The following is a 10,526-nucleotide window of genomic DNA, read 5'->3' as shown; positions in this document are numbered from 1 at the left end:
ATTTTTCTTGAGTATTTTATTTTTCTCTTTCTTTATCTTTATCTCCATCATGATCAAGAATATGATATTTACTTTCATCAAAATCCTTCAGGTCCTTTTTTGACTTTCGCATGAATAACAGAACAATGATCAAGGCTGGAATCGCCAATATAACATACCCAAAGACCAGGTTTAAGAACTCGGACATTCTCATCTTCCTTTCATAAGTGCTTGTCTTCATTATAGCTTTTCCTGGTCCAAATCAAAAAGAATTGAAACCAAATGGACAAACACCTAACCCAGACTATTCACGTTAATCTAATGCCCTGAGGAAAATTCAGGCAGATACCTACTTGAACATCTTGTCACTTCGCCAACCCTCTTTCAGCCATCGCCTTTCTTAAATCTACTGCCGGTATTAATATAAACAAGCATGAAAAAGATTAAAGCCATAAATAAAACCATTCCCGCTATGAACAGCCACTGCATATCGAGTGCCTCACTTAATGCCCAGAGCGAGATACTGAACGATAGAGCAAACATCATCTTGCCCATGAACTTGCACAGTGCTTCCGTATCATACTTTTCTTTCTCTTCCTTAGGCATTGTATTATATCCTGCAATCAAAAAGGCTCCTTTTCCATTGATCAGAAATATGCCCAGGATAACAAACAAACCTATAATGAGTAGATGAACAATCATGTTATGCCTCCTTACCAGAACGGCCGAGTGGCCAGTAAACCAAGCACAAGAATGGCAGAAGATCCAAGAACCACGAGTAAAGTACCTCTCGATGACTCCTTGGACAGCATCGCGCCTTCAATGATCATGCCAAGGCCCATTAAAGCAAAAGCAATATACCTGAGAGTGGCTGACTGCAAAGCAATCGAAATAAATACTAAGAGGAACCCTGCCGGTATCAATCCTGCTACGAGGATCAGCGGGTTTCTCAACTCCTCCTTCAGCTTTTCCTTTTCAGCGGGACTCATTTTGTTATATTCCTTTTTACTCGAGAAAATCACAATGACAACCATCAACACAGCTACCGAAATTCCTAACGCATCCATCCCTGCTCCCCAATTCTTGGTAATATAGTTTTTAGAATATTTTAACACATCATTTCTTAGAGCGAGGACTATGCAGCAAATTTTTCTGCCACAGCAAAAGCGTTAGAGTGGGTAAAGGTTGTTGCTTTTTTATATGAACTTCGTAAGATAACGGCTTTATATTCTGGTAAGCCTAAAGAAAAGAACTGCTCCCCATTTAGAGATAAAAATCTTAGTACCTGAAAGGGTATACTTCCGAAAGCATTAATAATGCGCCAACAGTCTATTTAAAAGGTATTTTGTTTAATTGCTGATTTAGAATGTGATTTTACCCCGTTTCTATTTACGTAGGAGGATCTTCGCTGCAGGCGGACGATCTCCTGCGGGACTAGCGGGACAGGTGAGACCCCCTATCTAGTTCCTGCGCCTAGCCCCTCGGGATCAAATAACCTCAAGAGAAGAAAAGGAAAGACCGCCTTTTATTCTCTTGAGAACATTTGCCTGTCGGGGCTGACCAAGGCGCTTCCACTTTTTATACAGGCAAAGCCGAGGAGGCTCATCCAGCTCCAGCGGCCAGCGACTAGCAGATTTCGGTCTCTCTCCTTGCGATAAGTCATCATCGAATCGCTTACGCTCTTCGTGATTCCTTTATCTCATACGAGAGCCCTAAAATCTGTACGTCGCTGAACGGCCGCTTCCGCTTTTACTTCACCGCCCGTCCCGCGGAGTCGTCCACCTGGAGCGGAAATCCATTTTGTGTAAAGCGGACACAATTTTGCAAAACAAACATAATGGACACTCCTTTTTGGAAGTGTCCATTATGTTTCAGCTATTTCAGGATTCCATTGAAATCTCTCTAGATCTATTTTCCCTTGCAGGCCGACATTTACACCCTCTATTTCCAGGTTCAGCCGCTGTTCTTCAAAAGACTCTTCATCACGAAGAGCAATTTTACCCTGGGCATTGATGACCCTGTGCCAGGGAAGCTTGTGTTTACGGCTCATGGAATGGAGAATCCGGACAACCTGGCGGGCAGCACGCGGACTTCCAGCCAGTCCCGCAATCTGTCCATAGGTCATGACTTTTCCTGCAGGGATGCTTCTAATGATTTTTATCACGTCTTCTGTAAAAGGTGTCACAGAAACATCCTTTCTTAAAAGGTGTTCTTCGCTTTCTGATTCTGGTTGATCAGCAGCAGCAATTGAACGAATGCAATAGGAAGAGCGGTCTTCTTGTAAGCCAGATACTTAGGCTCCCAATTCGTGGAGAACTTATCTTTAAACTCCCTGAGGCCCCTGAAATTGTAGAGGGAATTTCCATGCAGGTAAGCTAAATGTATAAGTTTCTCAGTCATGAAGGAATGGTGGCAGTTTCCCACATTGGAAAGCGGGGACATTCCCAAACTGCAGGCTTTATAGCCATTGTTTTTTGCCCAATTGAAGATATGGACAAACAACGCATCCATTGTGCCATTGGGACTGTCGGCCACTTTTCTCATCAAATCAATGCTGATCTTCCCTTTATAATTCGTCGGCAAAGTCGCAAAGGCAATTAACTTGCCTTGGGAATCTCTTATCATAGCAACAGGAAAGCGGGAAACGTATTCCTCACTGAATGCAGCAACCGAAAAACCTTTTTCCTTTTGATCACCAAGCCACATGCTTGAAACCGCAGTAATTTCTGAAAGCACTTCCTCCGAAAAAGGGGGCAGCATGACATCGAAGGAGTAGCCATTTCTGCTTAACTTATTCAAACTTGTCCGCAGCTTGCCATTCTTTTTTCCTTCTGTGCTGAAGAGCTGAAGATTTACAATCCCTTCTTCTCCCAGCTTAACAAACCTGTACCCTGAATCATGGTAATGCTGCATAAATTTAGAACTGATTTGATAAAAAACCGGCTTCATCCCTTTATCCCTGCCATAGTCGGAAAACTCCTTAATGGCTTGGTAAATATGAGCCTCTTCCCCCACCGGATCACCCAGCACAATTAATTTATTGGCAATACGCTTATATAGTATAAAAACAGTTTGTTCTTCATTCCAAAATACTTCTTTATCTTTTAAAAAGGTTAAATGCGTAAGATGATTTCCCCCTTTTTCCTGCCAATGGGAAGTCATCCGGGCAATATGACCCTCTAAGTTACATGAAGGGATTTCATTCCTTGTCCTTCTCGTTGTCATTAAGGAATTAAAAATTTTGATGTACATGTATCGGCCTCCTGATAACGTTAAATAAATAATACCATACAGGTGGGCGATTGATTGAAGAATTTTTTGGTGAAGTGAGGTCTTATCTTAATTTTAAATAATCAGATTAATAGGTTATTATAAAAGGCTGTTTACGCAAAGATTCTGGCTATCAAAAAGTAATGGATTTCCACTCCAGCCGCACGACTCCGCGGGGCGGGCGGTGAGCCTCCTCGGCTTCGCCTGCGGGGTCTCACCTGTCCCGCTAGTCCCGCAGGAGATCGCACGCCTTCCGTTCCAATCCCCTTACGGTAAAGGGAGGTAGGTGAGATAGTAAGCTAAAGCAACAATCTTTTAGAAAAGAGCCATATAAAAACAGGATAATTATAGAAAGGAAGATCTGAATGGAACCATGGGAAGCAGCTTATTTCGCCGGAATAATCGATGGCGAGGGTTCAATTACACTTACCAGGATGCATGAAAGTGAACATCGGCGGCCTTGCATAAGCATTGCCTCTACCGATATAGAACTTTTCCTATATCTGAAACAATTGTCAGGCGGTACAATAAATAATAAGAAAAATTATAATCCAGAACGCCATAAGAATTCCTACACTCTTATTATTAAAACAAAAAAAGAGGTTTTTTATATTCTTCATAAAATTCATCCGTACTTGAGAGTTAATAAGAAGAAAAGCAGAGCGTTATGGATACTGGAACAATACGATAGAGTGACTCTAAGAAACGGGAAATACAGCAGTCAAGCTTTAAAAGAAAAGATACAATTCGAGGTTGAATTCTTTAAAATCTAAGAGGGATTTTTTATCGCAATAGGTATTTACATTTCTAAATCTAAAATAAAATGGGTTTTAAGCAAAATAAAAACCACCAAATATGTATTTGGTGGAGACGGTGGGACGCGCTGTTCCATGCTTTCGTCATGGCACTGACTATATCTTGAACCTTAAGGATAAGGTCCTTTGGCGTATTATGCGAATTGTAATTTTACCTGAACATCAGGCAGGAATCCGCATCCTAGTACTACCGCTTGGGCAGCCTATGAGTCGATACACGGCTGTTGGATTGCTCCACATACCGCTCGGCATTGCCTTATCACTAAAGTGACTTAGGTTTCACCGATAAAGCCAAATTTTCACTTGTATGTTGCCATACAAGGCGACTAATAATTAATCGAACCCACGTCCAGACATATCGCCACTTAAGCGTCTACGAGCGTAGTCGATACATTCGCGAGTTCGCTGCAACATCTGCCTATCGACGGGCGTCCGTGCAGCTAGTCTGATTAATCTCTTCCTTCATCCTCAGACGGTGGAATCCGGCGTAGCCCACTGAAAGTGAGTCCCTTACCCTACCACATGGGCGATGGAGGGAGGAACCGCTAAGCTAGCTTACGCTGCTAAAGCGAAGTTGTTGTTAGATTTGCCAGTTATTATTGGCGTTGACGTTTTATCGTGGACGATCCCCACGGCTCGCAACTCAAGCTCGAACTATCCCTGTCGAATCCGTAACGTCCCCATGTTAGTTGGTTATTTTCGCTTTAGCGAAAGAACCTTAAGGGAAGAACGGGCAGAATAAGTTGTGCTCGGTTACTTATTCAGTTGTCCTTGCTGCCGCTTGATTACCTTGCGACAATTCTTATTATAACAAATCTGCGCTAATTTGCAATGAATAGGCTTATGGTAAATTACGTTAATCAGTAATTCCCTTTCTGCCTTTGAGCAAGTTCACGCTGGATAGTACGATTCGCATCTTTTCGTTTCAGGTCTTCACGTTTATCGAATTTCTTTTTACCTTTAGCAAGGCCGATCAAAAGCTTGGCCACTCCATTTTTAATATAGAGCTTCAACGGTACCAGTGAATATCCCGCTTCTTTTGTTTGTCCGATCAGCTGGGATATCTGCTTTTTGTGAAGCAGCAGCTTTCTCGTCCTGAGCGGTTCGTGATTATACCGGTTACCCTGCTCGTATGGACTGATGTGCATATTGTGCACAAAAACTTCACCCTGCTGGATTCTGGCAAACGAATCTTTCAGGTTCACCCGTCCGGCTCGGATTGCCTTGATTTCAGTTCCTTGCAGAACAAGTCCTGCTTCATATGTTTCTTCAACGGCAAAATCATGGCGCGCTTTTTTATTCTGTGCAATTAACTTTCCTTCACCCTTTGGCATTGGAGCTTCCCCCTCTTTCTATATCGGCCGGAAGTTCTCTCTGTAGTATCCGGCCCTCATTTTATAATAGTATAGACCATTATACTAGCTGAAAGCAAAGGAGAAAAGAAGGACTCTTTTCTCCTCCAGACTGTTGGCAAACGCTCGCTTTCTTCGTTGCTCAACTTTCTCCGGTGCTCATTACCCCCTAGGTAAATCCGCTCCTCGAAAGTCTCGCGCCTTGAAAGCAAACATTTTCAATCAGTCTGACACTTATTGATGATAATTTAAGGAGAAAAGAAGGACTCTTTTCTCCTTAAACAGCTTATTTGCGTTTCTTCGGCTTTCTTTTGCTTCTTGGTGCATTCTCAAACTTCTTGCTGCCTTTTTTCTTCTTGTTCTGCGGAGGGCGCGTTGACCATTCGCCTGAATCTTTCTTCGGCTTTTCGCCGCCGTTTCGGTCTTTTTGGCTCGTTCTGACAACAGTCGGACGTTCGTCACGCGGTCTCTGGTTGCTAATCATTCCGACGATTTCAAAATCGATGGCACGCTCATCTTTGTTGACATTCACAACGCGGATGGTGATTTCGTCTCCGATTCTGAAAACATTGGCCGTTCTCTCACCAATCATCGCCATGGATCTTTCATCAAAGCGGTAATAGTCATCCGTCATGTAGCTCACATGGACAAGGCCTTCAATTGTATTGGAAAGCTCGACGAACATACCAAAGTTAGTGACAGAAGAAATGATTCCTTCATATTCTTCTCCGACCTTATCAAGCATGTATTCTGCTTTCTTCAGCTCATCCGTTTCACGCTCTGCGTCAACCGCACGGCGTTCACGGCTTGAAGTATGATCAGCGATTTCATCCATTAGTGCTGCCCATTTCGCTCTTGTACTCTCATCCAGCTTGCCTTCAATCAGGTACGTCCTGATGAGGCGGTGAACAATCAAGTCAGGATAACGGCGGATCGGCGATGTGAAATGGGTGTAGTACTGTGTTGACAGCCCAAAGTGCCCAAGGCTTTCAGCATAGTATTTCGCCTGCTGCATGGAACGCAGCATCATGGTTGATACAACCACTTCCTCCGGCTTCCCTTCTACCGCCTCAACGATTTCCTGAAGGGCACGAGGATGAACGGAATTGGCTGTTCCTCTTACGAATAAACCAAAATTCGTGATAAACTCAAAGAATTTTTGCAGCTTTTCTTCTTTAGGATCTTCATGGATACGGTAGATGAAAGGAACATCCATCCAATGGAAGTGCTCTGCCACGGTTTCATTCGCAACAAGCATAAATTCCTCGATAAGGCGCTCTGCCACCGAGCGGGTCCTTAACACCACATCAGTCGGCTTGCCTTCGTCATCCACCAGCACCTTTGATTCTTTAAAATCAAAATCGATCGCGCCGCGGGTCATACGCTTTTCTCTCAGAATCTGCGCAAGGTCTTCCATTTGCTCGAACATCGGGACAATCGGCTCGTACCGTTCACGTGTCTGTTCGTCCTTATCCACAAGGATCTTGTTCACGTCTGAGTAAGTCATCCGTTCTGTCGTTTTGATAACACTTTGGAAGATTTCGTGTTTGACGACTTCGCCCTGTGCGTTGATTTCCATCTCACAGCCAAGAGTCAAGCGATCGACTTTTGGGTTCAAGGAACAGATTCCGTTTGAAAGGCGGTGCGGGATCATTGGAATTACCCTGTCTACCAAGTACACACTTGTTCCCCTTTCAAATGCCTCCTGATCGATCGGGGAGCCTTCCGTCACATAGTAGCTGACATCCGCGATATAGACGCCCAGCTTGTAGTTTCCGTTGCTGAGTTGTTTTACTGTCACCGCATCATCAAGGTCCTTCGCATCTGCACCATCAATGGTCACGATGGTTTCTTCACGCAAATCGCGGCGGTTTTCCAGTTCGGAAGGATCAATTTCATCCGGCACATTGTTAGCCTGCTCCATCACTTCATCAGGAAATTCAACGGTTATTCCGTGTTTGTGGATAACAGACAGGATATCCACACCAGGGTCATTTTTATGCCCGAGGATTTCAGTGACTTCTCCTTCCGCGCTTTTACGGCCTTCAGGATAGGAGGTCAGTTTGACGACCACTTTGTGTCCTTCGACAGCTCCCATATTGGCAGATTTCGGGATGAAAATATCACTGGAGAATTTCTTGTCATCCGGGATCACAAATCCAAAATGCTTGCTTTCCGTATAGGTCCCGACTACCTGTGTCACGCCTCTTTCCAAAATCCGGACAATGGAACCCTCTCTTCTGCTTCCGGAAGTTTCCGAGGAGACCCTTGCCAGCACGATATCGCCATTCATGGCATTATTGGTTTCATTTGGCGGAATAAAAATGTCATCTAATCCCGGTTCGTCAGGAAGAACAAAAGCGAAGCCTTTCGCATGACCCGATAATTTCCCCCGGATAAGATTCATTTTCTCCGGCAGGCCGTAGCGGTTGCTGCGCGTGCGGACAACAAGTCCTTTTTCCTCCATGATGACAAGAGCTTTTACAAAATCTTTAAAATTGGAAGAACCTTCAATCCCAAAAGCTTCTTCCAGTTCCTGCACCGTCAATGGTTTATAAGCTTCATCTTTCATGTATGAAAGAAGCTTGTCTATCTTTCCGCGAATAGAATCATCCATTTCTTAAACCTCCTAAGTCGTCGTTTAAACAGTCCAGTCCAGCCCTTCGAGAAAGGCATAAACATCTTCATGCAGCTGCTCTTTCTCTTTATCGAGCGTGATGACATGGCCGGACTCTTCGTACCATTTAATTTTTTTATTATCAGATTCAACCGCATCATAAATAATATTGGCCGAATCTGTGTTTATCATGTGGTCATTCCGCGCCTGGATGACAAAAGTCGGACTGTAGATCATATCTACATTTCCCCGGACATCTGCAATCAGTTCCTGGAGTGCCTTCAATGTATTCATTGGTGTTTTCTTGAACTCTGTTATTTCTTCTTCAATTTGCGCAGGGTCTTTTCCTTCAAACTTCTTAAATTCCCTTGCGTATTCAACAACACCGTCATACATGACGTCTTCACTCTTTATGTACATAGGCGCACACATCGGTACAATACCCTTTACAGGAACAGTGTAACCTAATTTTAGTGAAAATACCCCTCCGAGCGAGAGACCCGCAACAGCTATTTCCTCATACCCTAGGCTCTTCAAATGGGTATAGCCGTCCATGACATCCTTCCACCAGTCTTCCGGACCTGTATGGACCAGTTCTTCGGGCGGAACTCCATGGCCTTTATAGTGAGGGGCATGCGATGAGTAGCCTTTTTTCTCCAGAAAGCGGCCGAGCATGCGGACATCAGCGGAATTCCCTGTAAAACCGTGCAGCAGCAGAACCGCACGTTTTCCAGCTTGGAACGTAAATGGTTTTGGTAAAACTGTTTTCATGATTGTTGAAACTCCTTTATTCATAAATATAGTCAGGGCTTGATAGAGCCTGTAGTTTGTGGCTGCAATGCGCACCCTCTCTCTAATACTGCAAAGAGAGCGGTCCTTTAAGGGAATCGACTTATTAATCAAACGTTTGATTAACCATTACCCTACCCTATATTCTAAGCAATCAGAGGCAAAACAATCCAGTAATGAAGCCTGCTGTTTGAACTACCCACCACTTACCGCCCTTACAGGTCGCTAGAAGTGGGGGATTCCTAAGAACACAAACCTTGTTGGTTCGTTTTTGGTTAGGCTATCTCCGCAGTCCCTGCGGTTAATCGCAATGCTTCATTGCGAAGATTTATACTTGCATTAAGATCCCTTTGATGGTTGCTTTTACAAGTTGGACACGTCCATTCACGCAACGCAAGATCTTTAACGGCTTTATACTTATGATTACATACAGAACATAGCTGGATGGAAGGGAAATTTTTCGCTGCGGCTATCACCTTTTTACCGTACCATAATGATTTGTATTCCAACATAGACCTGAATTGGGCCCAGCTTACTTCGCTGATCCCTTTAGAAAGGTTTTTGTTTTTTAACATAATTTTGACAGACAAATCTTCAATGCCGATAATGTCGTGGTTTTTGACTATTTCGGTAGAGATTTTATCCAGCATATCTTTTCTTGCATTAGCGATTTTTTCGTGCAGCCAGGCAACTTTCTTTTTTTGTTTAGTCCAATTCGAAGAACCCAATTGCCTCCTAGAAAGAATGCGTTGGGCATTCATTATTTTCTTTTCTAGTGTACGGAAAAAGCGGGGGTTTTTATAGGTTGTGCCATCTGAAAGAGTTGCGAAATCCTTCAAACCTACGTCGATTCCGACAGAGGTGCCAGTTTTCTTATAGGGTTGAACTGCTGATTCAGCCAAAATTGAAATGAAGAACTTACCCGAAGAGCTTCTTCGAATGGTGGCGTTCATTATACGTCCTTCTACCTCACGACTCTTGGCAAAGCGAACTAGGCCGAGTTTTGGCAATTTGATGTGTTGATCTTTCACTTGTATATTCCCGTTCACAAACTTTGTGGTATAGGATTGAACAGGATTCTTCTTCGATTTGAAGCGAGGTAAACGATTTTGTTTCTTGTAGTATCGTGTGTAGGAATCATGAACGATTTCAACTGATTTCTGAAGGGCAATACTATCGACTTCTTTTAAAAATGAATAGGTCTTCTTGAGCTCTCGAACAGCTTTGATGGATTGGTTCTTTTTGAAAAATTCACCTTTCCAATTGTTCTGTGAAAGCTGTCCATTCTGTACCATTTCATTTGCGATAGACCAATAAGCGTCTTTGTTCTTTTGTTTCCCAACAAAATAGTTGTAGATGAACCGGCAACAACCGAACGTTTTATTGATTAATTCAATTTGTTGGTGATTTGGATAGATCCTGAATTTAAAGGTTTTTTTAACATTCAAATGGTTTCACCTCCTTGTAGTAATTATACCAAGAAAGATGGTACCTTGGGAACGTATGTTTCTTTCAAAGTTTTTTTAGTAGAGACCAAAGGCAGGCGATTCATCTCCCCCTTACCGTTGGGCTATGCCCTTCACACGCTTGAAGAGGGAGTTTTCTCGCCATTTTTTAGATAAAATTAATCAGAAGAAATAACCAGAATTCTTTCCGCCTGGATCTCCCGCTAAAATTCATAAAGCTCTTCAAGACTTTAAAATA

General features: G+C 43.2%; 11 protein-coding genes and 1 other RNA gene. 1 reads left to right on the top strand and 11 read right to left on the bottom strand.

From position 1 onward, the window contains the following. Window positions 1-16: 16 nt before the first annotated feature. The 5 genes from FZC78_RS17840 to FZC78_RS17820 form a co-directional block, all read right to left on the bottom strand. Complete coding sequence (locus tag FZC78_RS17840; RefSeq protein WP_148941448.1) at window positions 17-220, bottom strand: hypothetical protein; 204 nt, start codon at window positions 218-220, stop codon at window positions 17-19. 143 nt (window positions 221-363) lie between these two features. Further along, window positions 364-681: a DUF3784 domain-containing protein gene (locus FZC78_RS17835; protein ID WP_148941447.1), complete on the bottom strand. Its 318-nt coding sequence runs from the start codon at window positions 679-681 to the stop codon at window positions 364-366. Between the two features lie 11 nt (window positions 682-692). Next, window positions 693-1,046, bottom strand: a complete 354-nt coding sequence (locus FZC78_RS17830) for a hypothetical protein (protein WP_148941446.1) — start codon at window positions 1,044-1,046, stop codon at window positions 693-695. A gap of 797 nt (window positions 1,047-1,843) precedes the next feature. Continuing rightward, window positions 1,844-2,164: an MGMT family protein gene (locus tag FZC78_RS17825; protein WP_148941445.1), complete on the bottom strand. Its 321-nt coding sequence runs from the start codon at window positions 2,162-2,164 to the stop codon at window positions 1,844-1,846. 14 nt (window positions 2,165-2,178) lie between these two features. Then, window positions 2,179-3,231 (bottom strand): phosphatidylglycerol lysyltransferase domain-containing protein, encoded by a 1,053-nt coding sequence (locus FZC78_RS17820; protein ID WP_148941444.1) that lies wholly within the window; start codon window positions 3,229-3,231, stop codon window positions 2,179-2,181. A gap of 383 nt (window positions 3,232-3,614) precedes the next feature. On the opposite strand from FZC78_RS17820, the gene FZC78_RS17815 reads away from it, so the two are divergent. Further along, window positions 3,615-4,022, top strand: a complete 408-nt coding sequence (locus tag FZC78_RS17815; protein ID WP_148941443.1) for an LAGLIDADG family homing endonuclease — start codon at window positions 3,615-3,617, stop codon at window positions 4,020-4,022. 376 nt (window positions 4,023-4,398) lie between these two features. On the opposite strand, the gene ssrA is transcribed toward FZC78_RS17815, so the two are convergent. From ssrA to FZC78_RS24900, 6 genes are all read right to left on the bottom strand, one after another. Then, window positions 4,399-4,738: a transfer-messenger RNA gene (ssrA, locus tag FZC78_RS17810) on the bottom strand. Between the two features lie 186 nt (window positions 4,739-4,924). Then, complete coding sequence (gene smpB / locus FZC78_RS17805) at window positions 4,925-5,398, bottom strand: SsrA-binding protein SmpB (RefSeq protein WP_113926842.1); 474 nt, start codon at window positions 5,396-5,398, stop codon at window positions 4,925-4,927. 304 nt (window positions 5,399-5,702) lie between these two features. Continuing rightward, window positions 5,703-8,033, bottom strand: a complete 2,331-nt coding sequence (rnr, locus tag FZC78_RS17800) for a ribonuclease R (protein ID WP_148941442.1) — start codon at window positions 8,031-8,033, stop codon at window positions 5,703-5,705. Window positions 8,034-8,057: 24 nt separating this feature from the next. Next, window positions 8,058-8,804 (bottom strand): alpha/beta hydrolase, encoded by a 747-nt coding sequence (locus FZC78_RS17795; protein WP_148941441.1) that lies wholly within the window; start codon window positions 8,802-8,804, stop codon window positions 8,058-8,060. Window positions 8,805-9,097: 293 nt separating this feature from the next. Then, window positions 9,098-10,270 carry an IS200/IS605 family element RNA-guided endonuclease TnpB gene (gene tnpB / locus FZC78_RS17790; RefSeq protein ID WP_148941440.1) on the bottom strand — a complete coding sequence of 391 codons (1,173 nt, stop codon included), beginning with the start codon at window positions 10,268-10,270 and terminating at the stop codon, window positions 9,098-9,100. A 166-nt stretch (window positions 10,271-10,436) separates the two neighbouring features. Then, entirely contained in the window at window positions 10,437-10,502 is a 66-nt protein-coding gene (locus FZC78_RS24900) for a DUF805 domain-containing protein (protein WP_435874169.1), read from the bottom strand. Window positions 10,503-10,526: the final 24 nt, after the last annotated feature.

The organism is Rossellomorea vietnamensis, assembly GCF_008180415.1.
Lineage (GTDB): Bacteria > Bacillota > Bacilli > Bacillales > Bacillaceae_B > Rossellomorea > Rossellomorea vietnamensis_C.
The sequence above is the reverse complement of the archived record's forward strand: the minus strand, read 5'-3'. Positions and strand labels throughout refer to the sequence as shown.

What these genes read in the sequence shown, in the direction of transcription:
- rnr (WP_148941442.1), bottom strand. Translation starts at nt 8,033, where the DNA reads ATGGATGATTCTATTCGCGGAAAGATAGACAAGCTTCTTTCATACATG.
- FZC78_RS17795 (WP_148941441.1), bottom strand. Translation starts at nt 8,804, where the DNA reads ATGAAAACAGTTTTACCAAAACCATTTACGTTCCAAGCTGGAAAACGT.
- FZC78_RS17835 (WP_148941447.1), bottom strand. Translation starts at nt 681, where the DNA reads ATGATTGTTCATCTACTCATTATAGGTTTGTTTGTTATCCTGGGCATA.
- FZC78_RS17840 (WP_148941448.1), bottom strand. Translation starts at nt 220, where the DNA reads ATGAAGACAAGCACTTATGAAAGGAAGATGAGAATGTCCGAGTTCTTA.
- FZC78_RS17820 (WP_148941444.1), bottom strand. Translation starts at nt 3,231, where the DNA reads ATGTACATCAAAATTTTTAATTCCTTAATGACAACGAGAAGGACAAGG.
- FZC78_RS17815 (WP_148941443.1), top strand. Translation starts at nt 3,615, where the DNA reads ATGGAACCATGGGAAGCAGCTTATTTCGCCGGAATAATCGATGGCGAG.
- smpB (WP_113926842.1), bottom strand. Translation starts at nt 5,398, where the DNA reads ATGCCAAAGGGTGAAGGAAAGTTAATTGCACAGAATAAAAAAGCGCGC.
- FZC78_RS17830 (WP_148941446.1), bottom strand. Translation starts at nt 1,046, where the DNA reads ATGGATGCGTTAGGAATTTCGGTAGCTGTGTTGATGGTTGTCATTGTG.